The organism is Paucibacter aquatile, from assembly GCF_002885975.1.
Lineage (GTDB): Bacteria > Pseudomonadota > Gammaproteobacteria > Burkholderiales > Burkholderiaceae_C > Paucibacter_A > Paucibacter_A aquatilis.
Map to the genome: position 1 here is coordinate 191,226 of NZ_POSP01000001.1, position 26,434 is coordinate 217,659.

Here is a 26,434-nt window from a genome sequence, read left to right on the forward strand (position 1 = left end):
GTTCGGGCCGGTGAGCGGCCCTGGCCATGCTCAGAGCTTGGCGCCCTTGCCGGCGTCGCCGATCTTGGCCTTGACCTCGGCCACGCCATCGAGGATGTCGCCAATCACCCGCACATGGCGCTTGAACTGGAAGTCCAGCTCGGCCAGGTGGCGCTCGATCGCTTCGTCCACATGCGAGGACACGGTGTCGGGCGGCAGGCGCAGCCAGGCTTCCGATTCCGAGCCATCACGCTCCACGGTCGCGCCGGCATTGCGGGCGATCTTGAGCATGGCGGCGTTCTCGCTCAAGGCGTGGATGAACAAGGTGTCGATACCGCGGTTGCGGGCATGCAGGGCCGCGCATTCAAACAGTCGCGCGCCAAAACCCCGGCCGCGCACCTGGCTCAGCACCGAGACGCCGAATTCGGCCATGGCGGCCTTGCCCGGGCGCTGCGGTCGCGGCGCGTAGGCGAGGTGGGCCATGGCCACCAGCTCCAGTTTGCGGTTGAAGATGCCCAGCACCTCGTCGCGCTCGAAATCCAGCGACATGGCGTAGCGGCTGATCTGCTCGTCCGAAGCGGGGTAGCCGAAGCGCAGATAGCGGTCGCGCTCGCTCAAGGTCAGCAGATGCTGGGCGATGCGGTGGCGGTGGCGGCGGGCCAGCGAGCGGATGGGCACCCAGCTGGACATGCGGCGCAAGGCGGCGACCGGATTCCAGGCGGATGATTCCTCGGCGGCGGCGGGCGCGGTCTTCAGATCCTTGTCGGTGCTGTCAACGTCGGGTTTCATGGCTGGACCCTGGGGATCGTACGTAATAACCCGGATGGTAACCCGGGATCTGGCAGCCCGCCTCCCCTTGATCGGTGGATCAGCCTTTCCTTTTTGGGTCAGCTGCTGCTACAATCGTGGGCTTCCCCTGATTTGGCTGTGGGGAAGAAACCCATGCGCCTTGTGTGAGAGGTCGCGAGATGCGTTCAGGCTTGGAGGCAGCTTCAGGCCGGCAGCATCCCGATAAGCGGCACCGAATGTAGCGCGTGTGGGTATGAATCAGCCATCCGACCGCCGGGCAGATGTTCTGCCGGGCATTCGAAAGAAACTCATGAAGACCTTCAGCGCCAAGCCGGCAGAAGTGACGCACGAGTGGTTTGTGATTGACGCCACCGACAAGGTGCTCGGACGTGTTGCCAGCGAAGTGGCACTCCGTTTGCGCGGCAAGCACAAGGCCATTTACACGCCTCACGTGGACACCGGCGATTTCATCGTCATCATCAACGCAGACAAGCTGCGCGTCACTGGCAACAAGGCCAATGACAAGGTGTACTACCGTCACTCGGGTTTCCCGGGCGGTATCTACGCCACCAAGTTCAAGGACATGCAAGCCAAGCACCCGGGCCGCGCCCTGGAGAAGGCTGTCAAGGGCATGCTGCCCAAGGGTCCTCTGGGCTACGCCATGGTGAAGAAGCTGAAGGTCTATGCCGGTGACACCCACCCGCACGCCGCTCAGCAGCCCAAGGCTCTCGAAATCTAAGGAGCGGTGATGATCGGAAACTGGAACTATGGTACCGGCCGCCGCAAGTCGTCGGTCGCACGTGTCTTCATCAAGAAGGGCACGGGCCAAATCGTCGTCAACGGCAAGCCTGTCGAGAACTACTTCGGCCGTCAAACCTCGATCATGATTGCCAAGCAGCCCCTGCTGCTGACCAACCATGGCGAAACCTTTGACATCAAGGTCAACGTTCACGGTGGTGGTGAGTCGGGTCAAGCCGGTGCTGTGCGCCACGGCATCACCCGCGCTCTGATCGACTACGACGCGACCCTGAAGCCCGAACTGAGCCGCGCCGGCTTCGTCACGCGTGATGCGCGTGAAGTCGAGCGTAAGAAGGTCGGTCTGCACGGTGCTCGTCGCCGGAAGCAGTTCAGCAAGCGCTGATCGACTCTCAGATGGGCTGGCTTTCGAGCGGGCTCATCACACAACAAGGCCGCTTTTCAGCGGCCTTGTTTGTTTCTGGAAGAGATAGAGAAGACCCCAGTGTTGCGCCCTGGCGCGATTGCCTGCACCTGGCATGGGGTCTTGCTGCCGCGACCGCGGTCCCGCAGGCTTTTGCATGGACAATGCGGCGTATAACGCCAACATCAGGAATACACATGAGCGCAGTGCTTGAAAATCCCGCCACCGGTGCCGACGAGATGCCCGTGCCGCTGGTCTTCACCGACAGCGCGGCCGAAAAGGTGCGCGATCTGGTGGCCGAGGAAGGCAACCCCGATCTGAAGCTGCGCGTGTTTGTGCAAGGCGGTGGCTGCTCGGGCTTCCAGTACGGTTTCACCTTCGATGAAGCCGTCAATGAAGACGACACCCAGATGAACAAGAACGGCGTGACGCTCTTGATCGACGCCATGAGCCTGCAATACTTGGTTGGTGCCGAGATCGACTACAAGGAAGATCTGCAAGGCGCGCAGTTCGTGATCAAGAACCCGAACGCGACCACCACCTGCGGCTGCGGTTCCAGCTTCTCGGTCTGATCGACGTGCGCGCGTATCGCGCAAGATAAAAGCCGCCTTCGAGGCGGCTTTTTCATGGGCGCTTTCCTGGGCTTGAGCCGGGATCAGGCCGGATGCAGGGCGCCCAGAATCCGCGGCCCGGCCGCACCGGTGACGGCGGGCAGATTGCCGGGCAGGCCGCGCACAAAACGCATGGCCAGCCAGGCGAAGGCGGCGGCCTCGACCTCCATCACCGGCAAGCCTGCCTCGTCGCTGCGCGCCACCTGGGTGCCAGGCAACAAGGCTTGCAAGCGCTGCATCAGCTGGCGGTTGAGTGCGCCGCCGCCGCAGACCAGCAAGCGGCTCAAGACCTGCTCCTCGCTCCGAAGACTGTCGGCGACGGCTCGTGCGCTCAGTTCCAGCAAGGTTGCTTGCACATCCTCGGCCCGTGGTGTGGTGCTCAAGCGATCCAGGTGTTGCTGCAGCCAGGCGCGATGGAATAGGTCGCGCCCTGTGCTGCGTGGTGGTGGCTTGGCGAAGAAGGGCTCGGCCAGCAGGGCGAGCAAGAGCTCGGGCACGACCTGACCCTGGGCGGCCCAGCTGCCCTCGGCGTCGTAGTCCTGACCTTGGTGCTCGGCGATCCAGGCGTCCATCAGGCAGTTGCCGGGGCCGCAGTCGAAACCGAGGGTGCGGCCGTCCGCAGGCAAGAGGCTGATATTGCTGATGCCGCCGATATTGAGCACCGCAAGGCTTTCGTCGGCGCGCCCGAAAACCGCGCGGTGGAAGGCGGGCACCAGGGGCGCGCCCTGGCCGCCGGCGGCCACATCGCGGCTGCGCAGGTCGCAAACCACGGAGATGCCGCTTTGCTCGGCCAGCAGGGCGCCGTTGAGCAGCTGGCTGGTGTAGCCGATGCCGTCAAATTCTCCCGGGCGATGGCGCACGGTTTGGCCATGGGCGCCAAGTGCCCGGATGTCCTGAGGGCGCAGTGCGCATCGCTCCAGGAGCTGGGCCACCAGATCCGCATAGCTGCGCGCCAGCGCATTGGCAGCCAGCGCGGCACGGTGAAGCTCGTCGGGCCCGCTCTGGTTCAGGCTCAGCAGCTCCTCGCGCAAGGCTTTGGAAAAAGGCTGGTGGGCGTGGCCCAGGCTTTGCATGGCGCCGCCGGCCTCGGGAAAGCGGGCCAACACCGCATCGACCCCGTCCAGCGAGGTGCCGGACATCAGGCCGATGAAGAGATCGCTCATGGGGTGTGCGGCGTGAGATGCTCGCGGCGAGGTTTGCAGGCGAGGTGCGCAGGTGAGTTGCGAGATCAGTCGGCGCCGAGCACGCCCGATTCCATGCTCTGCGCGACGCTCAGCTGCGTTTTCACGCTGGCCACGGTTTGCTGGAACTGGTTGCGCGCGTAGTTGGGCAGGGTGACCGCTTCCGAGGCCCGGGCAATGATGCGCGGATCCTGGTGCGAGCCCTTGACGCGGAACTCGAAATGCAGATGCGGGCCGGTGGCCCAGCCGGTGGCGCCCACGGCGCCGACGCGCTGGCCTTGTTCGACGCGCTGACCCTTCTTGACGTCGATGCGGCTCAGGTGGGCATAGACCGTGGTGCGGTCGCCGCTGTGGCGGATGTGAACGACGTTGCCAAAACCGTTCTGCCAGCCAGCAAACTCGACCTGACCATCACCCACCGTGCGAACCGGCGTGCCTGTGGGCGCGCCGTAGTCCACGCCCAGATGACGGCGCCAGGTTTGATGGATCGGGTGGAAGCGCATCGCGAAACCCGAGGTCACGCGCGAGAACTCCATGGGGCTGGCCAGGAAGGCGCGGCGCTTGCTCTGGCCGTCGAAGGCGTAGAAATTGCCCTTGCCGGTGGCGCTGTCCTTGAACCACACGGCCGTGTGGCTGCGGCCGTTGTTGACGAACTCGCCGGCGATGACACGGCCGGCGGCGCCGTTCCAGTTGATGGGCTCGCCGTCGGCGGTCAGGCTCTCGTAGACGATGGAGAAGCGGTCGCCCTTGCGCAGTTCGCGGTGAAAGTCGATCTCGCCCGAGAACATATCCGCCATCTGGGTGGCGATGGCGTCGGGGATGCGGGCTTCGTCGGTGGCGGCGAACAGCGAGCTCTGGATGGTGCCGCTGCCGAGGCGAATCTGCGCTTGCAGCGGCGCGGTCTCCAGCTTGGCGCTGAACTGGCCATCGGCGCCGCGGCTGATGCTCAGGCGGCTGAAATGGGTGCTTTGCTGATCGCTGGAGTCGGCCGGAAAGCGGGCCACCAGGGTTTGGACCGTGCCCGAGGCATCGGCCGTCAGCTGCACCATCTTGCCGGCGCGGCCTTGCAGCAGGCGCTTGGCCAGGGGATCTTTGCGCAGGAACTGGGCAGCTTCAGGGTCGAAGGCGCCCAGGCGCTTGAACAGGCTTTCGACCGTGTCGCTGCTGCGGGTCAGCTCATTGCGGCTGAGCGCGATCGAGTGGCTGGCCAGGGCGCTGAGCTGCGCATCCAGGTCGTCGATCTGGATCTGTTCGGTCAGCGTGCGCTGGGGCAGGTCGGCGGCATTGGGCGCCAGCGGCGCGATACCGAAGGCGGTGATGGCAAAGCCGCTCAGCAGGGTGACCACACCGCCGGTCAGCGCACGCGGGTGGCGCGCGGCAAAGGCTTCGGCTCGCGCCAGAGCCATCTTCACGTCGTTCAACCGGAATTTCACGCTGTCGCTTCCCAGGGTCTTCTTGTAGAGGTCACCGGGGCCGCTTGCACAAACGCTGCCGGTGCCGTTCGAGAAGGATCACAGTGCGCCCGCAGGCCTGTCCACTAGAATCCGCCGCTGTGCCGCCCCCTCCTCAAGGGTGAGCCGTCACAAAACCAGGCGCGAGTATAACGAGCCCATCCCCGCGTCAACGCCACGAAAACCCGATAAATCAGGGCTTTACCCAGGCCCCACTCGCTCCCATGTCCGATCCGCGAACAAACGCCACGCCTGCCGCAAAAACGCAGTTCCCCATCACCGATCGCGTGCGTGAGGCCTTGGCGATCTCCCAGCGTGGCTGCGATGAGCTGCTGCCCGAGTCCGACTGGGTGCAAAAACTGGCCCGCTCCGAGGCCACCGGCGTGCCGCTGCGCATCAAGCTGGGCCTGGACCCGACGGCGCCCGACATCCACATCGGCCACACCGTGGTGCTGAACAAGATGCGCCAGTTGCAGGACCTGGGCCACCAGGTGATCTTTCTGATCGGCGACTTCACCTCCATGATCGGTGATCCGTCCGGCCGCAACGCCACCCGGCCGCCGCTGACGGCCGAGCAGATCAAGGCCAATGCCGAGACCTACTACGCCCAGGCCAAGCTGGTGCTGGACGAAAGCAAGACCGAGATCCGCTACAACTCCGAGTGGAGCGACCCGCTGGGCGCGCGCGGCATGATCCAGCTGGCGGCCAAGTACACCGTGGCCCGCATGATGGAGCGTGACGATTTCACCAAGCGCTTCGCCGCGCAGACCCCGATCTCGGTGCACGAGTTCCTCTACCCGCTGATGCAGGGTTACGACTCGGTGGCGCTGAAGAGCGATCTGGAGCTGGGCGGCACCGATCAGAAGTTCAATCTGCTGATGGGCCGCCATCTGCAGCAGGAGTACGGCCAGGAGCCGCAGTGCATCCTGACCATGCCGCTGCTGGAAGGCCTGGACGGCGTCGAAAAGATGTCCAAGTCCAAGAACAACTATGTGGGCATCAGCGAGCCGGCCAACTCCATGTTCGCCAAGATCCTGTCCATCAGCGATGAGCAGATGTGGAAATGGTTCAAGCTCTTGAGCTTCAAGAGCCTGGCCGAGATCGCCGCCCTGCAGGGCGAGGTCAGCGCCGGCCGCAACCCCAAGGAAGCGAAAGTGCTGCTGGCCAAGGAACTGACGGCGCGCTTCCACAGCGCCGCGGCGGCCGAAGCGGCCGAGGCCGATTTCAACAACCGCGCCAAGGGCGGCATCCCGGACGAGATCCCCGAAGTCAGCCTCAGCGGCGCGCCGCTGGGCCTGGCCCATGTGCTGAAGTCCGCCGGCCTGGTGGCTTCGAACAGCGAAGGCATGCGCATGATCGAGCAAGGCGGCGTGCGCATCGACGGCACGGTCGTCAGCGACAAGGGCTTGAAGCTGGAGGCCGGCACCGTGGTCGTGCAAGTGGGCAAGCGCAAGTTCGCGCGCGTCAGTCTCGCCTGAGTTTTTAGACTCAGCCCCAGGCAACAAGGGGAGGCCCGGTGTATCACCGGACCTCCCCTTGGTCTTTCAGCGGCGCGGCAAGCCTGCCCGCTGCGTCAGCTCTTACTTCAGACTCACGGGCCGCGGATAGGCGCCGGGCTTGGGTTCGGCGCGCGGCTTCTCGGCCATGGCCTTGTTGAGCGTGGCAATCGCGGCATCAAGCTGGGCATCAGCACCCATGAAGCTGGCGCGAGGCAGGTTGTCGACCTCCAGGTCCGGCTTGACGCCGATGCCTTCCACCAGGAAGCGGCCATCGGGCGCGATCTGTCCGGTTTCGGCCGCGCGCATGATGCCGTTGTCCATCAAGCGGTTCTGGTCCGACAGCCACACGCCCGCACCCGAGGTGGTGGTGCCGATCAGCGGGCCCAGGCCCAAGCGCTTGAAGCCCTCGGCAAAGGTTTCGCCGTCGGAGTAGGTGTGCTCGTTTTGCAGCACCACGACCTGGCCGCGGAAGGTCTGCTGCATGTTGGAGCGCACCGGCGCGCCGCCCGGCGAGCGGGGCTGCCAGTAGGCCCAGGCGCGGCGCAGGAGCTTTTCCAGGATCCAGCTGTCGATGCTGCCGCCACCGTTGAAGCGCACGTCGATGATCAGGCCTTCGCGGTCCACATGGGTGTAGAACTCGCGAGCGAAATCGGCGATGTCGGCCGGTCCCATGGCACGCAGATGCACATAGCCGATGCGGCCGTTGGAGGCCTTCTCCACCGCCTGCGCGCGGCCAAAACGCCAGTCGGCATAACGCAGCTGTTGCTCGCGCTGGCGCGTCACCGGCGTGACGATGCGTTGCAGTTCGGGCCCGCCATGGGCCGGTTTGATCTGCAGCAGCACCTGCTTGCCGGCCTGGCCGCGCAGCAGCTCCACCTCATGTGCCACTTCATTGGCCTTGCGGCCGTTGATGTGGGTGATCAGGTCGCCGTCCTTCAGGCCCAGCTCGGTGCGGGCCAAGGGGCCCAGCTCGCTGGGCAGCTCCGGGTCGGCGCGGTAGATGCGCTCGATGCGCAGGCCCTCGGCCGTGCGGGCCAGTTGGGCGCCCAGGCCGGCCAGGCCGGGTTCTTCGGGCGCCTGGCGCTGGTCACCGGCATTGACCTGGCTGTGCAGGGCGCCCAGCTCACCGATCATCTGCGCCATCAGCTCGGCCAGTTCGGCGCGGTCACTGACGCGCTCGACCAGGGGCTCGTACTTGGCGCGCATGGCGGGCCAGTCGACGCCGTGCATGGCCTTGTCGTAGAAGTAGTCGCGGTGCATGCGCCAGCCATCGGCGAACATCTGGCGCCATTCGGCGCGCGGGTCGGTGGCGATCTGCCAGTCGCTCCAGCGCACCTGGAACTTGGCCAGCTCGGCCGGCAGCTTGGGGCCGGCGTCGCCGAGGATCAGCTCGGGCGCCGCGCCCGGCGCGCCATTGCGCACCACCAGCATCTTCTTGCCATCGGCGCTGAGCTCGATGCTGCGCACATCGCTCGCCACGGTTTCGATGTTGCCGCCCTGGTTGTCGATGGCCGCGGTCTTGAGCACCGATTTGCGCTCGCCGCCGTTGATCTCGGCGTCGAGGAACCACAGGCGCTTGCCGTCGGTCGTCAGGCCGCTGTAGTTGCCGGCGGGCAGAGGCAGCTCGAAGAGGCGCTCGCGCAGGCCGGCGAAGTGAATGGGTGGCTTGGGCTTGGCTTCAGGTTTCGCCTCGGGCTTGATTTCGGCCTTGGTGGGCTCGGCTTTGCCGTCAACCTTGGCGGCATCGGCACGTTGCTCGGGTTTCAACTCGGGCTTGAGTTCGGGCTTGGGCTCCGGCGGCTCCAACTCGTCCTTGGGTGCGAAGGGGAAGCGCAGGCCCGGCTGCAGGGCCAGGGCGAAGAGCTTGCTGCCGCGGTCGAAGTAGGGGCCCATATTGCGGTCGCCCCAGGGCGAGCCGCGGCCGGTGGCCGTGAACTGGCGGTTGGAGACGAAGTAGAGCCAGCGTCCGTCGGGCGAGAAGGCCGGCGAGTCGCTGTCATAACGCTCACTGCTGACGGTGTGGATCTTGTTGTCGGCCAGGTTGAAGAGTTGCAGCTGATCGCGGTTGATGTCGCTCAGGGCTTGGGTGAAGGCCAGGCTGCGGCTGTCTGGTGACCAGGTCAGATTGGCGATGCTGGCGTTGCGACTGTCTCGCGTGATCAGACGGCCGCTGTTGCCCTTGAGGTCGCTCAAGTACAGATGGCCCTCCTTGTCGGTGTGGGCCAGGTAGCGACCATCGGGTGAGAGGGCCATGTCCTTGCGCTGGGCGCGCGCGTCACGGGTGATCTGCTCGGGCTTGCCCAGGCCATTGGCGGCGAAGCGCCAGACCTCGCGCTCACCGCTGAAATCGCACAGGGCCAGCACCTGCTTGCTGTCGGCGCTGAAGAGGCCTTTCAGGCAGCGGCTGTCGGGTGCCTGCGGCAGCTCGGCGCGGCGCAGCTGGCCCAGGCCCTGGGTGGCCAGGCGGCCACGGCTGGCCAGCAACACGCGCTCGCCATTGGGTGCCAGGGCCACCGAGGTGAGAAAGTCCTGTGGCTTCTTGACCCAGCGCTGGCGCTGCTGTTCAAAGTCGCCGCTGAGCTGGATGGCGATTGGAGTGGGCGCGGCACTGGTGGTGTTGGCGTTCAGGTCGACCCGGTAGAGATCGGCGCCGAGGGCATAGACGGCCACGCCGCCGTCCACCGAGGCGTGGCGGATGTCCCAGCCCTTGTGCGTGGTGTGCTGCCGCAGGTCCTGGCCCTGGGCATTGACCGACCAGAGGTTGATCGTGCCGTCGCGGTCCGAGAGGAAGGCGATGCGTTCGCCGGCTGCCGTGCGGTAGGGCATGGGCAGGCGATCGTTGGCGCCCTCCGTGACCAGGGGGCGGGCCTCGGCCGTGCCCGTCAGGTCCAGGGTCCAGAGCCGGGCCAGGGCGCCGCCGCGGTACTGGCGGGCGTTGTCGCCGCGCAGGCCGTTGCGGGTGAAGAAGAGCTGGCGGCCATCGCTGCTGATGGCGCCGTCACTGGCCTGGGCCACGGGCAGGGCGCGGCGCGTCTGCGTGACCGGGTCCACGGCATAGAGCTGGGTCACCGGCTGGCCGCTCTGCGAGGGGCCGGAGTAAATCACTTCGCCCAGGGCGCTGAAGCCCCAGACGCGCTGGCCGGCATTGCCCTCCCAGCTCAGGCGCTGCGGCAGGCCGCCCTGCACAGGCATCAGGTAGACATCGCCCGGGCCGTCGTACTGGGCGGTGTAGGCCAGCCAGCGGCCATCGCGCGACAGCACCGGCGAGCCTTCCTGGCCGGCGTGGGTGGTGATCCGCTCGGCGCGGCCGCCCCGGGCGTTGACGCGCCAGAGGTCGCCTTCGGCGACGAAGACCAGGTTCTCACCCTGCAGGGTGGGCTGGCGGAAGAAACCGGGGTTGGGCGTGTTGCCGCCAGACGCGGCGGTGGTGGCGGCCAGGCTGCTCAGGGCGGCGCAGCTGATGGCGGCGGCCAGGGTCAGGCGGTGCAGCCGAAGCGGGGTGCGAGGGTTCATGCGCATGAGGCTCGGATCGCGAGCGCTGAAAGTGAGCGCCGATTATCTCGGCCGCCCGCGCGTCTTCAGACCCGTGTAAGCCCCGTGGCCGTCCAGGCTTGTGCGCAGAGCGCGTGCCCGGTTCGCGGGGCGCTCAGTGGTTGGTGATGCCGGCGCTGACATGGCCTGCCGGCACATGGGCGGCGGCACTGGCGATGTGGCCGGCCTGGTCGTCAAAGAAGAAGTCGGGCTCGAATTCGCGCAGGAATTCGCCCTTGGCCAGGCCGCCCAGGAACATGGCTTCGTCCACCTCAATGCGCCAGTCCATCAGGGTGCGAATGGCGCGCTCATGGGCCGGTGCGCTGCGTGCGGTGACCAGGGCGGTGCGCACCTTCATGCCGCCGCCACCCTCCTGTTGCAGCCGGTGCAGGGCTTGCAGCACGGGCTTGAAGGGGCCAGCCGGCAGGGGCGTCTTGGCATGGGTGATCTCATGGCTCTGGAAGGCATCCAGACCCTCGCGCTGGAACACCTGCTCGGCCTCGTCGGAGAACAGCACGGCGTCGCCGTCGAAGGCGATGCGCAGCTCCTGCGGGTGGGCGCTGGAAGCATGGGCCGAGAGCGGCAGCACGCGCGCCGCAGCCACGCCGGCCTGCAGGGCGCTTCGCACATCGGCCTCATTGGCCGAGAGGAAGAGCTGGGCCTTGAGCGGGCGCAGATAGCGCCAGGGCGATTCGCCACGGGTGAACACGCCGCGCTGGATGTTGAGGCCGTAATGCGTGGCCGAGCGGAACACCCGCATGCCCGAGATCGGGTCGTTGCGCGAGAGCACCACCACCTCGACCTTGGGCGCGCCTTCGCTGTTGAAAGCCAGCAGCTTGCGCACCAGGGAGAAGGCCACGCCGGGCTTGGCCGGCTGGTCCAGGCGCGTTTGCTGCAAGGCCATGTAGTCGCGGTCGTTGCCGGCCTCGAAGAACTGGTTCTCTTCCTCGAAGTCGAACAGCGCCCGCGAGGAAATCGCCACCACCAGCTGTCCGTCGAGATTGGCCGGCATGTCTTCGCCTACGTCTTTGTTTACTTCACAAAGCTGTTCATCTGGATGATGGGCAGCAGCACCGCCATCACGATCAGCAGCACCACCGCGCCCATGCCGACGATCAGCAGCGGCTCCAGCAAGGTGGCAGCCGCCAGGGCACGGCGCTGCACTTCGACGCTGAGCTGTTTGGCCGCGCGCTCCAGCATCTGCGGCAGCTGACCCGTCTGCTCACCGAGGCGGGCGAACATGGCCAGGATGCCGGGGAAACGCTTCTTGCCGGCCAGGGCCGAGCCCACCGGCGCGCCCTCGCGCACCTGTACCAGGGCATCGAGCGCGTCGGCGCGCATGGCGTGGTTGGACAGGGTCTCGGCCGCCGCCTGCAAGGCCTTCAGGATGGGCACGCCCGAGCCGGCCAGCATGGCCAGGGTGCCGGCAAAACGGGCCGCGTTGTAGCCGCGGGCCAGGCGGCCCAGCAGCGGCACCTTGAGGAAGGCCGCGTCGAAGCGCAGGCGGAAGGCCGGGCGCTTGAGTGCCCAGGACAGGCCGCTGCCGCCGCCGACGGCCGCCAGCAGCATCAGCCAGCCCCATTCGCGCACGAAGTCGCTGGTGCCCAGCATGGCCACGGTCAGCCAGGGCAGGGCGCGCTTGGAACTGGTGAAGGTGGCGGCGATCTGCGGCACCACATAGGTCACCAGGAAGATGATGATCATGAAGGCGATCAGCGAGACGATGGTCGGGTAGGCCATGGCGCCGATCAGCTTGGACTTGAGGTCCTGGCGTTCTTCCAGATCGTCGGCCAACTTTTCCAGCACCGGCCCGAGTGCGCCGCTCTGCTCACCGGCCGCGACCACACCGCGGTAGACCTCGTCGAACTCGCGCGGCGCCGTGCCCAGGGCGCGGGCAAAGCTGGCGCCGGCATTGACCTCGGCCTTGAGCTGGGACAGCAGCTCGCGCTGGCGCGGGTCTTCGCATTCATCGGCCAGGGCCGTCAGCGCCCGCTCCAGCGGCAGGCCCGAGCCGACCAGGCCGGCCAGCTGTCGCGTCCAGACAGCCAGGGCCGTGGGGCTGAACACGCGGCGGGCAAAGCGGCTGCCGCCGTCCTGCCCCTGCTGTTGCACCGGCTCCAGGCTCAGCGGCACCAGGCTCTGGGCGCGCAGCTGGGCGCGCGCGGCGCGCGGGTTGTCGGCCTCGATCAGGCCGCTGCTGGAGCGGCCCGCCGGGTTCAGGGCTTCGAATTTATAGGCCGGCATGGCAGCGGGGCACTCAGGATTCGCGCGTCACGCGCAGCACTTCTTCGACCGAGGTGATGCCGGCGTCGATCAGGCGCTGGCCGTCCTCACGCATGGAGCGCAGGCCACCTTTTTGCGCCGCCGCCTGCAGCTCGCTCTCGGCCGCGCGCTGGTGCATGAGGTGGCGTACTTCTTCGTCGGCCACCATCAGCTCGTAGACGCCGGTGCGGCCCTTGTAGCCGGTGCGGCTGCAGGCTTCGCAACCGACCGGATGCCAGCGGCCTTCGCCGTCCTGGCGCTTGCACACCGGGCAGAGCTTGCGCACCAGGCGCTGGGCCAGCACGCCCAGCAGCGAGCTGCTGAGCAGGAAGGGCTCGACGCCCATGTCCGTCAGTCGAGTGACGGCGCTAGGGGCGTCATTGGTGTGCAAGGTGGCCAGCACCAGGTGGCCGGTCAGCGAGGCCTGGATGGCGATCTGCGCGGTTTCGTAATCGCGGATTTCGCCGATCATGATCACGTCCGGGTCCTGGCGCAGGATGGCGCGCAGGGCCTTGGCAAAGGTCAGATCGATCTTGGCATTGACTTGCGTCTGGCCGACGCCGGCCAGCTCGTACTCGATCGGGTCCTCCACCGTCAGCACATTGGTGGTGCTGGTGTCCACGGTCTGCAGCGAGGCATACAGGCTGGTGGTCTTGCCCGAACCGGTAGGCCCGGTGACCAGCACGATGCCGTGCGGCTGCTGCACCAGGCGCTTGAAGGCCTCCAGCACATCGCCGCTCATGCCTAAGCCTTCGAGCGTGAACTTCGATTCGGTCTTGTCCAGCAGACGCAGCACGGCGCGCTCGCCGTGGGCGCTGGGCAGGGTGGAGACGCGCACATCGATGGCACGGCCGCCGATGCGCAGGGAAATGCGGCCGTCCTGCGGCAGGCGCTTTTCGGCGATATCCAGCTCGGCCATGATCTTCAGGCGCGAGATCAGGGCGGCGTGCAGACCGCGGTTGGGCTGCACCACCTCGCGCAGCGTGCCGTCGACGCGGAAACGCACCGAGCTGGCGCGCTCGTAGGGCTCGATGTGGATGTCGCTGGCGCCGTCCTTGGCCGCCTGCGTCAGCAGCGCGTTGAGCATGCGGATGATGGGCGCGTCATTGGCCGCTTCCAGCAGGTCTTCCACAGCGGGCAGGTCCTGCATCATGCGACTCAGGTCCACCGCGCTCTCGACCTCGCCGATCACCACGGCCGCGCTCGATTCGCTGCCGGCATAGGCGGCATTGATGCGCTCGGCCAGGCTGGCCGCGGCCTCCTGCTCGAAGCGGTCGATCAGGTAAAGGCGTTGCACCTCGGACAAGGTGGCCAGGCTGATCTCGGCCGGGGCCCAGAGCACGAGGCTGGCGCCGTCGTCCTCCAGCAGCACCGAGTTGGCCTTGGCGTAGGCGTAGGGCAGCGGGTGGCGCATGGCGCTCACGGGCCCACCTTTTCAGCAGCACCCGCGGGCGGCTTCGTTGCGCCCATGGGTGACTCCTTGGCCGCGCCGATGGGTGCGGTGGGATTGGCCGGCAGCAGCGGCGTGCCGGTGTCCGGCAGGGCGAATTTGGGCTCGGGCTTGACCGATTCCTGCAAGGTGCGGAAGTGGTCGTAGCGGTCCATGGTGATGCGGTCGGCCGCGTCTTGGCTGCGCATGATGACCGGGCGCAGGAACACCATCAGATTGGTCTTGACGCGGCTGCGGCCGGTGTTCTTGAACAGATTGCCAATCAGGGGGATGCTGCCCAGGCCGGGCACGCGGCCCTCGCTGTCGGCGAACTCGTCCTTCAGCAGGCCACCCAGAACCAGGATCTGACCATCGTCCACCGAGACCGTGGTTTCAATCGAGCTCTTCTCGGTCGAGGGGCCGCTGGTGTCGGCCTTGGTGGTCGGGTCCACCGAGGAGTTTTCCTGGTAGACCGTCATGCGCACCGTGCCGCCCTCGCCAATCTGGCTGCGGATGCGCAAGGTGATGCCCACGTCCTTGCGGTCGTAGGTCTGGAAGGGGTTGACCGCGCCAGTGCTGCTGCCGCTGCCGGTGTTGGTGTAGGAGCCGGTCACAAAAGGCACCGAGCGGCCGACCACGATTTTGGCTTCCTCGTTGTCCAGGGCCACCAGATTCGGCGTCGACAGCACATTGGCGCCGGCCTCGGCTTCCAGGAAGTTGGCGATGGCGCCCAGGGTGTAGCGTTCGCCGAACTTCTTCAGCACGCCGACATTGAGGCCGGTGGGCACATCCTTGACCACGCTGGCGATGGCGTTGGTGCCGCCGAAGAGGGCGGCCGTGCCCTGGATGATGTTGCCCGGGCCGCTGCCGAAATTGGTGCCGGCGCCGGTGATGTTGCTGTCGCCCTTGTTGCCGAACAGGTTCTGCCACTGCACGCCGAAGTTGCCGCTCTTGCTGGCGTCGACCTTGACGATCAGGGTCTCGACATAGACCTGAGCACGGCGGCCGTCGAGCTGGTCGATGACCTGACGGATCTGGCGGTAGAGCGGATCGGGTGCGGTGATGATCAGCGCGTTGGTGGACGGGTCGGCCTGCACAAAGCCGCCGGTCGAGGGGCCGGCCGAGGCGCTGACCGGCGTGGTGGCCGCAGCCGACGCGGTGTTGCCGCTGCTGTTGCCCATGCCAGCCTGCTGCGCACCGCTGAGGTTGCCAGCGCCCAGGCCACCGGCGCCGCCGAGGCCGCTCAAGCCACCGCTGGCGCCGCTGCTGCCGCTGGCATTGCCGCTCGCTCCGCCGCCATTGGCTGCAAAGGCGGCGCGCAGCACGGTGGCCAGCTTCGTGGCATCGGCATTCTTGAGATAAACAACGCGGATATTGCCGGCCGGATTGTTGTCCAGCGAGGGTTGGTCCAGCTTGGCGATGATGCCCTTGGTGTAGGCCAGGCGGGCCGGGTTGGCAGCGCGCACGATCAGGGCATTGCTGCGCGGGTCCACCACCACATTGACGTTGCCGCTGCCGCCCTGTCCCGGGGCGCCGGCGGCAGCATTGCCGCCCTCGGTCAGACGCAGCACCAGGGGCGCCAGATCGGCGGCCACGGCATGCTTGAGCGGCACCAGCTCGATGTCGGTGGCGCCGGCCGTGTCCATGGCCGCAATGATGCGGCCCAGGCGCTGCAGGTTGTCAGCGTAGTCGGTGATGACCAGGCTGTTGTTGCCCGGGTTGGCGTTGATGGTGTTGTTGGGGCTGATCAGCGGGCGCAGCACCGCCACCAGGTTGTTGGCGTTCTCGAAGTTGAGGCGGTAGACCTGGGTCAGGATCTGGTCGCCGCGCTCCTTGCTGCTGTCCACGGCCACCGAGCCGGCTTGCAGCTTGGCATCGGCCTCGGGCACGACCTTCCACAGCCCGGCGCTTTCCACCACGGTGAAGCCCAGGCCGCGCAGGGCGGCCAGGTAGTTGAGGTAGGCCTCGCGCGGCGTCACCGGCTGCTCGCTGTAGACCGTGATCTGGCCCTTGACGCGCGGGTCGATGATGAACTGGCGGTTCATCATCACGCCCATGGCCCGGGTCACGGCCTCGATGTCGGCGTTGACGAAGTTCAGGGTCACCGGCGTCGGCGCCTTGACGGCCGGGCCGCTGCCGCGCGGCTTCTGGGTCGCTGCGGGGCTCAGGGTCGGTGTGCTCAGCAGGGCCAGGGTCAGAAGGGAGACGCCAGCTTGCCGTCCCCGGGACGCGATGCGCGCTCGCTTGTCGTCGTTCATGCTCATCCGATCGAAAAGACGGACCGTGCGCCTTGGCGCCGGCCGATGATGTTCAGGAGGTTGTTCAGTGCCGCTTCGCGGCCCGGGGCGGCGGTCGCCTCCAGGGTGAAGCGCGGCTTGCCGGCCGTCAGCGTGCCCTGGCCGTTCAGCATCAGCGCGCCTTCCAGCGTGCTCAAGCTCATCTGGCTGGTGCCGCCGCCGGTTTCGCCGGGTGCCACCGGCTGGGCGCTGAGCGAAAAGCGGTAGCTGCCCAGCGGCGCCAGGGTCGAGACGCGGGAGGACAGGTTCAGCAGATCCAGGTCCAGCTGGCCGAACTGGCGCCAGCGCCCGCCCACCCATTCCAGGCGCAGATCGCGTGCGCTCAGGCGCAGCGAGCCGCCCAGCTGCAAGGTGTTCCAGGGTGTGCCCAGGCCCGAGAGCAGGCCGGCCGGCAGGCGCGCCAGCCAGTCGCCGCCACTGGCCACGGCCAGCTCGAAGCGGCCCCAACCCGGGCGCAGCAGCAGCTGCAGCTCGCCGTTCAGGCAGCAGTCCTGGCGCGCGTTCAGGGCCAGGCCCAGGCCTTTGAAGCCCATGGTCCAGCGCAGGCGGCCGGGCAGGATGGCGGCGTCGCGGCTGCCCGCGCCACCGCTGAGCACCAGCACGCCGCTGCCGTTCCAGATGCTGCCGCGGCTGTCGGTGATCAGCACATGGTCGTTGCTCGCCGCGGCCAGGCCGCGCGCCAGCCAGCTGGCCGGCGCGAAGGCCACCAGGGCCAGGCTGGCGCCGAGCAGGGCGCCGGCCAGGCTCCAGCGCCGGGGCAGGCCTTGGCGGTTGCGCTTGTTCAGCAAGTCCTGGCTGGGGCTGTCCTGCCAGTGGCTCAGCGGGCCGCTGGCGGAAGCGGCCTCGCTGTTCGCAGCGCTGGCCTTGTCGCGGCCGAATTTCAGCGAGAGGCTCATGGCGCCGAGCCTCCTTGCAAGCTCAGCACGATGCTGCCGTTGAAGCCCTGCGGGCCGCGTTGCAGCTTGGCCTCCAGCGGCCGGGCGCGGGCGGCGCTGCGCGCCTCACCGAGCCAGGCTTGCAGGGCCTCGCTGCTGACGCCGTTGAGCATCAGCACGGCGCGGTCGCCGTTGATCTGCAGGCGGGCGGCCGGGCCCAGGTGCTCGCTGGCGGCTTGCAAGGCTTGTGTGGCCTGGGCGGCGGGCACGGCCGGGGCGGCGCGCAGCTCTTGCGCTTCTTGCGCCAGGGCTTGCATCTCCTGCAACTGGCGCTCCAGGCTCTCGGCCTGGGCCGGCGCCTGGCTGAGGGTGCGCCAGGCGGGCTGCACGGCCACAAACCAGAGCAGGGCCAGGCCCAGCAGCAGGGCGATCAGCTGCGCGGCATGGCGCTCGCGCTCGCCCATCTGCTGCCACTGCGCCTGGGCCTGGGCTTGCAGGCCGGCGAGGGCGGAGGGTTTCTTGTCGAAGCTCATGTCTTGGATCCGGGCACGGCCTGGGTGGAGAGGGCGTTGCGAACCGCCGCCGGGTTGCTGGGTGCATCGGCAGGCAGGCGGCTCAGGGTCAGCTGGCCTTCACCGCTTTCCAGCTGCCAGCCTTCGCTGCGCAGCTGGCTGCGGAACTGCTGGATCTGGGCCTCGCTCCAGCCGGCGCTGGACAGCTGCAGGCGGCCGGCTTCAAAGCTCAGGCTGTCCAGCGGGCCGCGGTCTTGCGGCCAGGCGGTGGCGGCGGCGGCCAGCAGGGTTTCGAAATCCTTGTCGCCGCTGCGGCCGGCCAGGGCACGCAGGCCGTCGATCTCCCGCTGCATCTGCGCCGGCGCGTCGAGTACCGCGCGCACATGCGGGAAGGTCTGGGTCAGGGTCTGGGTGATGGCGGCGCGCCGGGCCTTGAGCTGGGCGTTCTGCTGCCAGGCCACCAGGTTCAGGCCCAGCAGCTGCACGGCCACCAGGCCGGCCAGGCCGATGCGTACCGGCCTCCAGTTGCGCCGCATCAGGCCGCGCGAGAACTGGCGCAGGGCACGGATGCCGCGGGTGCGCGGGGCCAGCTCGAACTGGCGCAGGTTCCAGGGGCAGTCGATCACGGCCAGGGCGCGTTGCGCCGGGCTCAGCGGGGTGACGGCCGTGCCCAGCCAATGCTCGGCGGCGGCGGCCACCTCGGGCGCGGCGCTCCACTGCGAGCTTTGCACCAGGGTGGCGGGGAAGAGCTGGCGCGACAGGCTGCCTTCCAGCGGCAGATTGGTCACGCCCTCGGGGTGGTTCCAGCGCAGGGCCACGGGGCTGAACTCCTGGCCGGTGCTGTAGAAATGGCCGCGCGGCGGGCTGTCGGGCCAGCTCAGCGGGCAGATGCGGTCGACCACGATCTGCGCCGCGTCCAGCACGGCCAGCTGTTGCTGCAGCCAGGCGCGCGAGCACACGGCCACCCAGGCGAGGTCACCGCCCTGGGCGTCGGCCTCGATGGCGAAATGCAGGCTCTCGGCCTCGTCCAGCAGGCTTTCTTCCAGCAGGCCGGCCAGGGCGCTGCGCATCTGCCGACCGGCGCGCGGCAGGGTGACACGCTGCCAGGAGACATCCGATTCGGCCGGGATGGCGATCACGGTGTCGGCATGGGGCAGCTGCGCCGCCGGCAGGCTGCCTTGTTCGCTGAGCTCGCGGCCATCGCTGCTGAGCACGTAGTCGAAGTCGCGGCCGGCGGCGCTGGCGCCATGGCCGAGGGTGGCCGCGCGGCCCAAACCGTCCACGGTCGTGGCCGGGCGGCCTTGGGCGTGCAAGCGGCTGCGCGGGGGCAGAAACAGGAGCAGGGTACTCATGGAGTCAGGGTGGCCTGGCGCATTCTAGGTGGCGTATTTTGCGGGATCATGTGGAATCAATCAGTTAGCGCTTATCTCTATAAAACCTGAGGTTCTGAGGCCTGCATCGCCTGGGCTCGGGAGCTGCGCCCTGGCGCTCGTTTTCAGGCGCCGCGCCCCTTGTTCGCCGTGGCCGAAGTGACTTGATTGACGCGCTGCCGCTCGACCACCAGCATGTCCAGATTGCGCCGCTGCACCAGGGCGCGTTCCTCCAGCACCCGCTCGTCCAGGCGCAGCCGGCCCTTGACCAGAAAGTAGGACGATTTCACATCGACCCGCTCCGAGCTCAGCGTGACGGTGCCGGGGAAGAAGCTGCTGGCGTCCTGCACCTTTTTCAGCGGCTGGTTCTGGCGGCTGCGCACCAGGCGCTCGGCCGAGGCCAGGTCCATGCCGTCGAACAGGGCGGCGATCACCTCGCGCGGCGCGGTGTTCAGATTGACCGGGGTGTTCTGGGGCAGCAGGGTCAGCACCGGGCGCAGGCGCTCGATGGTTTCCGGCGTCAGGCCGAACCAGGCCAGCTGCTCGAGGTTGCGCGGTGGCAGCGGCGGGTTCTTGCTGTCGGCGCTGGCGGTCTTGCTGGCATCCTTGTTGCTGGCATCGGCCGCCAGTCGCAGTTTGCGAATCAGGGTCTGCGCGGTGCCGGGCGGGGCGCCGACGTTGTCACACAAGCGTTCCAGCACGCGTTGCTCCTGCGCCGGCACCTCCGTGCCACCGAGCAGGTGGCGCAGGTTGTACTGGGCCTGGGCATCGTGCAGGCTGCCGGAGAGAAAGGCTTCGGGGCCGCTGTCTTCGGCATTGTTGGCATCGGCCGCGAGGAAGGTGGACAGGCGGGCCTCGGCCAGGGGCACGGCCCAGACCTCGCCCAGGTGGTCGACCGGCTCGTTGAGGTTGGCGCGTGCATCCTCGCGCAGGATCAGGCGGGCCCAGTCGAGCACGCCTTGCAGAATCCAGGCCGATTGCGCGCGTGCGCGCTCGGCCGCCTCGATCTGCACCGCGCGGTACTGGCGCCAGACCATGGCCGAGGCCAGGCTGGCCACCAGGGTCACGATCAACATGGCGGTCAGCAAGGCGGCACCGCCTTGCCGTGTCGTGCGGGGGCGACTCATGACTGCGGCCCCAGGATGATTTGCCGGGTCAGCTTGCCGTTGAAGCCGCTGTCGGGCGCGAAGTCCAGCACCATGCGCACGCCGCTGGGCAGAATTTGTCGTTTGGGGCCGCTGTCGTCCTTGTTGGCCCCGTCACCCTTTCCGTCAGCTTTGCCCTCGCCCTTGCCATTGCCGTTCCCCGATGCCGGCGGGGCGACAGGGGGCGCAGCTTCGCTGCTGAAGTCATCGCTGGACTGGGCATTGCTCCAGCCATTGCCGCGGTAGAAATACAGCTGCCAGCCGCCGACGCCTTCCAGGGTGCGCAACTGGCCGCGGTCTTGCGGCTGCAGGCGTGCGCTGCGCTCGAAGCTGTCGCCCAGCTCGGTGCTGCTCTGCACCACCGGGCCTTCCCAGCGCAGCAGGCGGCCCTCGCGCAAGCTCCACACCACCACCTGCATGCCCAGGGGCTGCTGGCGGGTCATGCGCAGGGCGGCGCCGTCGAAGGTCAGGGCCGGGGCAGCGCCGCTGTCCTGTACGGCGCGCAGATCGGCCTCCCACTGTGCCATCACGGTTTGCAGGCGGGCGCTGTGGTCGAGGTGGGCTTGGGCGATCTCGCGGCTTTTGAGCAGGCCGTTGATGCCGCTCCAGGCCATCACCGACATCAGGCTCATGATCAGAAGTGCGACCATGACTTCGATGAGGGTGAAGCCGCGTCCGCTCAGGCTTGGCGTCAGGCGCGGCATCAGAAGCGCCCCATGATGGTGGAGATGGTCAGCAGGTTGTGCTCGCCATCGGCGCTGACCAGGGCATCGACGCGCCGGAAGTTGGGGTTGGGCGTGGGCCGCACGACCAGCCGGCCGCGGTAGCTCTGGCCGAACTGTTCGCAAGCAAACTCGCTGTCGCCGATGCCGGGGAATTGCTTGCCCAGGCGCAGCTCGGTCAGCTGGTTCTCGGCACACCACTGGGCGGCGCTCATCTCGCGCAGTCGGCTGGCGTTGTCGGTCAGCGCGCCGGCAGCTTTGACGCCGGCTGCCAGGGCGATGGCGACGATGACCAGGGCCACCATCACCTCGATCAGGGTGAATCCGGCATTGCGGCCGAATTGGCTACGCTGGAGGCGCTGCTTCATGGCGCTGGCGCCGGGCTGACGGTGAAGGGCGCCAGGCCGTCGGTGCTCAGCAGCAGACGTTTGGAGCCCAGGGTCAGCAGCAACTGCTGCGGCCCGATCATGGGCTCAGGGCCCAGGCGCACGCTGCGGGCATTGGCGATCTGCACCGCCACGCCTTCCCCCAGCCAGCGGCGCGGCAGCTGGATGGTGGGGGGCAGGCCGGCGAAGCGGAAATGGTCGCGGGCGTCCTGCTGCAAGGGCGCCCATTGCACGTCGATGCCGGCAGTGCGGCTTTCGGCCCGCGCGGTTTCAAACAGGGCGACCAGGCGCTCCGCTTCGCGCTCGAGCTGGGCCTCGGCCGGGTCGCGCACGGCCATGCTGACGGCGGCCGAGGCGATGGCCACCATGGCCACCACCACCAGCAACTCGATCAGCGTGAAGCCGTGCTGCAGCCGGGTGCGCAACGAGGGCTGCTTATTGCCAGGAGCCGATGTCGGCGTCATTGCCTTCGCCACCCGGGCGGCCGTCGGCGCCGAAGCTGTAGATGTCGATCTCGTTCTTCACGCCGGGGTTGGCGTACTGGTAGGGGTTCTTCCAGGGATCGAGCGGCAGCTTGTCGATGTAGGGCTTCCAGTTGGCCGGCGGCGTGCCGGTGGTGGGCTTGCGCACCAGGGACTCCAGGCCCTGCTCGCCGCTGGGGTAGCGGCCGTTGTCGATCTTGTAGAGCTTGAGCTGCTGCATCAGATCGTTGATGGTGGCGCGGGCGGCCGTGACCTTGGCTTCATGCAGGCGGTCCATCACATTGGGCACGATCAGGGCACCCATCAGCCCGATGATGAGGAACACGACCATGATCTCGATCAGGGTGAAGCCCCGGGCGAGGCGGCGAGAGTTCGTTGTATTCATGTGTGAACGTGACGGGCTGCGTGGTGAAGAGAAGGGTTAGCACCGGGGCGCGGGGCCTCGGCTCGTCAAAGCGCTTGAATCATAATCGCCTCATGCTTGCACGAATGATGGCTTTTCTGGTCTGGGGTTTGCTGGCTTGCGCCGCGGTCTATTGGCTGATCCAGCTGATGGCAAAACCCTTGTCGGCGCCGGCGCACGCTCTGGCGGTGGTCGAGCAGCGCAGCGCTGGTGCGGACCTGACCCGTTTGCTCGGCGCTGCCCCGGCGGCGGCGGCCGAAGCGCCGCCGGTGGCCGAGAGCCGCTTCAGCCTGCTCGGCGTGGTGGCACCCAAGAGCCTGCAAGCCAGCCAGGCCGGCGAGGGCGTGGCCCTGATCGCCGTGGACGGTGTGCCGCGCACGGTGCGCATCGGTGCGGTGCTGGAGGGTGAATTGCGCTTGCTCGCCGTCGACGCGCGCTCGGCCCAGCTGGGGCAGGGCGGGGCGGTCACCTTGACCTTGAATCTCGCCCCGCCTCTGCCGGCTGCCACCGGCAGCCTGCCAACCGCCCAGGTGTCGCCCACCGTCATCGGGGGGCAGCCACATGTCCTGGGCGAGAACAGCCAGCCCGGTCAGCCGCCTTACCGACCGACACCGCCTCCGCCGGGCTCTCCGCAGCCATTGCAGCAGCACAATGGCGTGGACGCGAACGGTCTGCCGACGCGCTGAGCGCCGGCCACGGGCCGTTTCACATCATGCGCTGAGGCGCGGATCGCCGCCGCTGTCGCGGTAGACACCGCCGCTCAATGAATCGACGCCGCTGCCGGTGTTTGGCGGGCGCGCTTCGGCCAGATCGTGCAGATCGGTCAGCAAGGCCGCCGCGGCGCGGATCATGGGCCAGGCCAGGGTGGCCCCGGTGCCATCGGCGCTGTCCATGCCCAGCTCGAGCAGGGCCGAGGCATGGAAGGTGGCCAAGGCTTCGTCCAGGCCGCGGTGCACATGGCTGCGGCAGAACACGGCGTAATCGGTCACCGGTGCGGCGATGCGCGCGGCCAGTTTTAGCGCGGCGCAGGCGGTGATGCCGTCGACGATGATCAGGTGGCGCTTGGACGCGGCCACCAGCATGGCGCCCATCATCACCGCCAGCTCGAAGCCGCCGAAAGCCGCCAGCACCTCCATCGGATCGCTGACCTCGCGGTGCCGCGCCTGCGCGGCATGCAGCACGCCGAGGATGTGGTTGAGCTCGTCCTGGCGCATGTCGGGGCCGGAGACCACGAACTCACGCACGGGCAGGTCCATCAGCCGCGACAGCACCAGGGCGGCGCTTTCCGCCGAGCCCTGGCCCATGCTGGCGCAGGCCAGCACATTGCCGGGCAGGTTGTCCGAGATTTCCATGCCCACGCGCACGCCGGCATGGGCTTGCTCCAGCGTCATGGCCGGGCCGGTGCGGGTGTTGCGGGTGCCGTGGGCGATCTTGCGTGCCATCAGCCGGGCGTGCGGCGGCAGCGATTCGGCAATGCCGCAGTCGACCACGGCCAGTTGCAAGCCCTGCAGGCGCGCGAACACCGAAACCGGCAGGCGGTTCTGCAGGGCCAGCTGGGCTTGCTCGCGCGTGCTGCGGCCCCATTGTTGGCCGATGCGGTCCACCACCAGGCCATGGTCGGCGGCAAACAGGGCCAGCACCGGGTCGCGGAAACGCGGGGTCAGGGAGTTCTGCACCAGGCCCAGGCGCACCGCCAAAGGCTCCAACTCGCCCAGGCCGCCGGCAATGGCGGCATGCCGGTCGACGCGGTCGCGCAAGGCCTTTTCCAGCTCGGGATTGGCGGTGGGCGAGATCAGGGACTGGTTCAGGGACATGGGCAGTGTTCAGCTCACCCGGGGCGGGTGCGGGCGCTGGATTGTCGGGCCTGCGGGCCGGCCGGGGCATCCGCACTTGCCCTGCGCCTTTTTGGGGCGCCAGGGCCGGGGTGGGGCGGCCCCGCGTCAACGCAGGAAGAGCTGATAGACCGGGTTGTTGCTCTCGTCTTCGAAAGGGTAGTTCAGCGACGCCAGGAAGTCGCGCAGCGCCGCATTGTCGCCGCGCGGCACCTGGATGCCGACCAGGATGCGGCCGTAGTCGGCGCCCTGGTTGCGGTAGTGGAAGAGGCTGATGTTCCAGTCCGGGTGCATGGTGGACAGAAAGCGCATCAGGGCGCCCGGTCGCTCGGGGAAGATGAAGCGGTAGAGCCGCTCGTTGCGGGCCAGCTCGGAGCGGCCGCCGACCATATGGCGCACATGCTGCTTGGCCAGCTCGTTGTCGGTCAGGTCCAGGGCGTCGAAGCCTCCCTTGGCGAAGGCGCGTGCCAGCTTGGCCGCTTCCTCGCGCTTTTGCGTGGCCACGCCGACCAGGATGTGAGCCTGGGCCGAATCCGAGATGCGGTAATTGAACTCGGTCACGCTGCGCGGCCCCAGCAGCTCGCAAAAGCGCTTGAAGCTGCCGCGTTCCTCAGGGATGGTGACGGCAAACAGGGCCTCGCGGTGCTCGCCCACCTCGGCCCGCTCGGCGACAAAGCGCAGGCGGTCGAAGTTCATATTGGCGCCGCAGGTGATGGCGATGAAGGTCTGGCCCTTGCAGCCGTGGCTGGCCGTGTACTGTTTGACGGCGGCCACACCCAGGGCGCCGGCAGGTTCCAGAATGCTGCGGGTGTCTTCGAACACGTCCTTGATGGCGGCGCAGACCGCATCGGTGTCCACCAGCACGAAGTCGTCAACCAGGGCGCGGGTGATGCGAAAGGTTTCTTCTCCGACCAGCTTCACGGCCGTGCCATCCGAGAACAGGCCGACATCGCTGAGCTGCACCCGCTTGCCGGCGCGCACCGAGCGCACCATGGCGTCGGAATCCTTGGTTTGCACGCCGATGACCTTGATCTCCGGGCGCACCGCCTTGATGTAGGCCGCCACGCCGGAGATCAGGCCTCCGCCGCCGATGGCGACAAAGATGGCGTCGATCGGGCCGGGGTGCTGGCGCAGCAACTCCATGGCGATGGTGCCCTGGCCGGCGATCACGTCGGGGTCGTCGAAGGGGTGAACAAAGGTCAGGCCCTGGGCCTGCTCCAGCTCCAGGGCGTGGCCGTAGGCGTCGCTGAAGCTGTCGCCGAAGAGCACCACCTCGCCGCCATGGCCTTGCACCGCGTCGATCTTGACCTTGGGCGTGGTGACCGGCATCACGATCACGGCGCGGCAGCCCAGCTTCTTGGCCGACAGCGCCACGCCCTGGGCATGGTTGCCGGCCGAGGCGCAGATCACGCCTTGCGCCAGTTGCTCGGCGCTCAGGTGCGCCATCTTGTTGTAGGCGCCGCGCAGCTTGAAGCTGAACACCGGCTGCTCGTCCTCGCGCTTGAGGTAGACCTTGTTGCCCAGGCGCTTGCTCAGGTTCTTGGCCGGGGTGAGCGAGGTTTCCTTGGCAATCTCGTAGACCCGCGCATTGAGAATGCGCTGCAAATAGCTGTTGTCGGAGGGAATCAGGTCGGGCATGCCGGCCGCGGCCATGGTCTTGGCGGCGGGTTTGCGGGCGTGGCGGGTGCCACTTTTGAGCGTGCGGGCGGGGCCGGCCATGAGGTCTCCGATACAAATCTGTTGCGGCGCAACATGATAAGCGAGGGTCAGCCCCAGCCCGGTTCAGGCGGGTTTCAGCATCATTTCGGCGCTGTTTGGCTCGCAAGAGGCCAAAAAAAACCCGAGCTTTTGCAAGCTCGGGTTGAATCCACCATGGAGGCGGTGGAGGAGACAAACGGTGCGAGAGCCCGAGGCTTGAATCTGCAGCAGGCCAGGGTTTTGACGCCGGGCGGCTGCGCGCAAGGGGATCGCGTGGCTAGAATTTTAGCTGCAGCAATTGCTGCGGTGCAATATTTCTGGCGCCTTTAATTAGTCCAAGAGCTCTAGTGCAAAGTCGGCTGGGCTCGCCACTTTCGTTTGGAGCACACACAAGATGGAATGCACGATCAACTGGATGGGCGCCGATGGCATGGCCTTTGTGGCACAGACCGGCAGCGGTCACATGCTGACCATGGACGGCGCGCCGCAAGGCGGTGGTCACAACCTGGCGCCGCGCCCGATGGAAACCGTGCTGGCCGGCACCGGCGGTTGCACGGCCTACGATGTGGTGCTGATCCTCAAGCGCGGCCGCCACGATGTGCGGGGCTGCCAGGTGCAGCTCAAGGCCGAGCGGGCTGAAGAGGACCCCAAGGTCTTCACCGCCATCCACATGCACTTCGTGGTCAGCGGCCGGGGTTTGAAGCAGGAGGCGGTAGAGCGGGCTGTCGCCCTGTCGCACGAAAAGTACTGCTCGGCCAGCATCATGCTGGGCAAGACGGCGGCCATGACCACCTCGGTGGAGCTCGTCGAGGTCTGAGCCG

General features: G+C 67.7%; 24 protein-coding genes. 6 read left to right on the forward strand and 18 right to left on the reverse strand.

Features of this window, described 5'->3' with window-relative positions; all coding sequences use genetic code 11:
- Positions 1 to 30: 30 nt before the first annotated feature.
- On the reverse strand, positions 31 to 768 hold the full coding sequence (locus tag C1O66_RS00925; RefSeq protein ID WP_108724333.1) for a GNAT family N-acetyltransferase: 738 nt from the start codon (positions 766 to 768) through the stop codon (positions 31 to 33).
- Between the two features lie 310 nt (positions 769 to 1,078).
- On the opposite strand from C1O66_RS00925, the gene rplM reads away from it, so the two are divergent.
- The 3 genes from rplM (at position 1,079) to erpA (ending at position 2,499) form a co-directional block, all read left to right on the forward strand.
- On the forward strand, positions 1,079 to 1,507 hold the full coding sequence (rplM, locus tag C1O66_RS00930; RefSeq protein ID WP_102766131.1) for a 50S ribosomal protein L13: 429 nt from the start codon (positions 1,079 to 1,081) through the stop codon (positions 1,505 to 1,507).
- A gap of 9 nt (positions 1,508 to 1,516) precedes the next feature.
- Positions 1,517 to 1,909 (forward strand): 30S ribosomal protein S9, encoded by a 393-nt coding sequence (gene rpsI, locus C1O66_RS00935; protein ID WP_102766132.1) that lies wholly within the window; start codon positions 1,517 to 1,519, stop codon positions 1,907 to 1,909.
- 215 nt (positions 1,910 to 2,124) lie between these two features.
- Positions 2,125 to 2,499, forward strand: a complete 375-nt coding sequence (gene erpA / locus C1O66_RS00940; RefSeq protein WP_102766133.1) for an iron-sulfur cluster insertion protein ErpA — start codon at positions 2,125 to 2,127, stop codon at positions 2,497 to 2,499.
- A gap of 83 nt (positions 2,500 to 2,582) precedes the next feature.
- Here the strand turns inward: erpA and C1O66_RS00945 are convergent, their stop codons facing one another.
- Both C1O66_RS00945 and C1O66_RS00950 read right to left on the reverse strand, forming a co-directional pair.
- On the reverse strand, positions 2,583 to 3,701 hold the full coding sequence (locus tag C1O66_RS00945) for an anhydro-N-acetylmuramic acid kinase (protein ID WP_102766134.1): 1,119 nt from the start codon (positions 3,699 to 3,701) through the stop codon (positions 2,583 to 2,585).
- Positions 3,702 to 3,766: 65 nt separating this feature from the next.
- A complete protein-coding gene (locus C1O66_RS00950) occupies positions 3,767 to 5,125 on the reverse strand; it encodes a M23 family metallopeptidase (protein ID WP_102766580.1) in 1,359 nt (452 codons plus the stop codon).
- A 269-nt stretch (positions 5,126 to 5,394) separates the two neighbouring features.
- Between C1O66_RS00950 and tyrS the strand changes: the two genes are divergently transcribed.
- Positions 5,395 to 6,648, forward strand: a complete 1,254-nt coding sequence (tyrS, locus tag C1O66_RS00955) for a tyrosine--tRNA ligase (protein ID WP_102766135.1) — start codon at positions 5,395 to 5,397, stop codon at positions 6,646 to 6,648.
- 102 nt (positions 6,649 to 6,750) lie between these two features.
- On the opposite strand, the gene C1O66_RS00960 is transcribed toward tyrS, so the two are convergent.
- From C1O66_RS00960 to gspG, 13 genes are all read right to left on the reverse strand, one after another.
- Complete coding sequence (locus C1O66_RS00960) at positions 6,751 to 10,182, reverse strand: S41 family peptidase (RefSeq protein WP_102766581.1); 3,432 nt, start codon at positions 10,180 to 10,182, stop codon at positions 6,751 to 6,753.
- Positions 10,183 to 10,315: 133 nt separating this feature from the next.
- Complete coding sequence (locus tag C1O66_RS00965) at positions 10,316 to 11,212, reverse strand: 5'-nucleotidase (protein ID WP_102766136.1); 897 nt, start codon at positions 11,210 to 11,212, stop codon at positions 10,316 to 10,318.
- 20 nt (positions 11,213 to 11,232) lie between these two features.
- The gene (gspF, locus tag C1O66_RS00970) at positions 11,233 to 12,444 is read right to left on the reverse strand and encodes a type II secretion system inner membrane protein GspF (protein WP_102766137.1); all 1,212 of its coding nucleotides are present in this window, start codon (positions 12,442 to 12,444) and stop codon (positions 11,233 to 11,235) included.
- 13 nt (positions 12,445 to 12,457) lie between these two features.
- A complete protein-coding gene (gene gspE, locus C1O66_RS00975; RefSeq protein ID WP_102766582.1) occupies positions 12,458 to 13,876 on the reverse strand; it encodes a type II secretion system ATPase GspE in 1,419 nt (472 codons plus the stop codon).
- A gap of 5 nt (positions 13,877 to 13,881) precedes the next feature.
- Positions 13,882 to 16,149, reverse strand: a complete 2,268-nt coding sequence (gene gspD / locus C1O66_RS00980) for a type II secretion system secretin GspD (protein ID WP_102766138.1) — start codon at positions 16,147 to 16,149, stop codon at positions 13,882 to 13,884.
- A 2-nt stretch (positions 16,150 to 16,151) separates the two neighbouring features.
- Positions 16,152 to 17,084: a type II secretion system protein N gene (locus C1O66_RS00985; protein ID WP_243392657.1), complete on the reverse strand. Its 933-nt coding sequence runs from the start codon at positions 17,082 to 17,084 to the stop codon at positions 16,152 to 16,154.
- Positions 17,081 to 17,596: a type II secretion system protein GspM gene (gene gspM, locus C1O66_RS00990; RefSeq protein ID WP_102766139.1), complete on the reverse strand. Its 516-nt coding sequence runs from the start codon at positions 17,594 to 17,596 to the stop codon at positions 17,081 to 17,083. The genes C1O66_RS00985 and gspM overlap by 4 nt, the downstream gene beginning before the upstream one ends.
- Positions 17,593 to 18,927 carry a type II secretion system protein GspL gene (gene gspL / locus C1O66_RS00995; RefSeq protein ID WP_102766140.1) on the reverse strand — a complete coding sequence of 445 codons (1,335 nt, stop codon included), beginning with the start codon at positions 18,925 to 18,927 and terminating at the stop codon, positions 17,593 to 17,595. Before gspL ends, gspM begins: the two co-directional genes overlap by 4 nt.
- Positions 18,928 to 19,070: 143 nt before the next feature.
- Positions 19,071 to 20,072: a type II secretion system minor pseudopilin GspK gene (gene gspK / locus C1O66_RS01000; protein WP_102766141.1), complete on the reverse strand. Its 1,002-nt coding sequence runs from the start codon at positions 20,070 to 20,072 to the stop codon at positions 19,071 to 19,073.
- Positions 20,069 to 20,794 (reverse strand): prepilin-type N-terminal cleavage/methylation domain-containing protein, encoded by a 726-nt coding sequence (locus tag C1O66_RS01005; protein WP_102766142.1) that lies wholly within the window; start codon positions 20,792 to 20,794, stop codon positions 20,069 to 20,071. Before C1O66_RS01005 ends, gspK begins: the two co-directional genes overlap by 4 nt.
- Positions 20,794 to 21,180 (reverse strand): type II secretion system minor pseudopilin GspI, encoded by a 387-nt coding sequence (gene gspI / locus C1O66_RS01010; RefSeq protein ID WP_102766143.1) that lies wholly within the window; start codon positions 21,178 to 21,180, stop codon positions 20,794 to 20,796. The genes C1O66_RS01005 and gspI overlap by 1 nt, the downstream gene beginning before the upstream one ends.
- On the reverse strand, positions 21,177 to 21,623 hold the full coding sequence (locus C1O66_RS01015) for a pilus assembly FimT family protein (RefSeq protein ID WP_243392659.1): 447 nt from the start codon (positions 21,621 to 21,623) through the stop codon (positions 21,177 to 21,179). The genes gspI and C1O66_RS01015 overlap by 4 nt, the downstream gene beginning before the upstream one ends.
- A 10-nt stretch (positions 21,624 to 21,633) precedes the next feature.
- Positions 21,634 to 22,065: a type II secretion system major pseudopilin GspG gene (gene gspG, locus C1O66_RS01020; RefSeq protein ID WP_102766145.1), complete on the reverse strand. Its 432-nt coding sequence runs from the start codon at positions 22,063 to 22,065 to the stop codon at positions 21,634 to 21,636.
- A 92-nt stretch (positions 22,066 to 22,157) separates the two neighbouring features.
- On the opposite strand from gspG, the gene C1O66_RS01025 reads away from it, so the two are divergent.
- Positions 22,158 to 22,769, forward strand: a complete 612-nt coding sequence (locus C1O66_RS01025; RefSeq protein WP_133155054.1) for a hypothetical protein — start codon at positions 22,158 to 22,160, stop codon at positions 22,767 to 22,769.
- 24 nt (positions 22,770 to 22,793) lie between these two features.
- On the opposite strand, the gene C1O66_RS01030 is transcribed toward C1O66_RS01025, so the two are convergent.
- Positions 22,794 to 23,897, reverse strand: a complete 1,104-nt coding sequence (locus C1O66_RS01030; protein WP_102766147.1) for a nicotinate-nucleotide--dimethylbenzimidazole phosphoribosyltransferase — start codon at positions 23,895 to 23,897, stop codon at positions 22,794 to 22,796.
- Positions 23,898 to 24,023: 126 nt separating this feature from the next.
- A complete protein-coding gene (ilvA, locus tag C1O66_RS01035; protein ID WP_243392686.1) occupies positions 24,024 to 25,568 on the reverse strand; it encodes a threonine ammonia-lyase, biosynthetic in 1,545 nt (514 codons plus the stop codon).
- A gap of 439 nt (positions 25,569 to 26,007) precedes the next feature.
- Here ilvA and C1O66_RS01040 point away from each other — a divergent pair, with 439 nt between their 5' ends.
- Positions 26,008 to 26,430 carry an OsmC family protein gene (locus tag C1O66_RS01040; RefSeq protein WP_102766149.1) on the forward strand — a complete coding sequence of 141 codons (423 nt, stop codon included), beginning with the start codon at positions 26,008 to 26,010 and terminating at the stop codon, positions 26,428 to 26,430.
- The last annotated feature ends 4 nt before the right edge of the window (positions 26,431 to 26,434 follow it).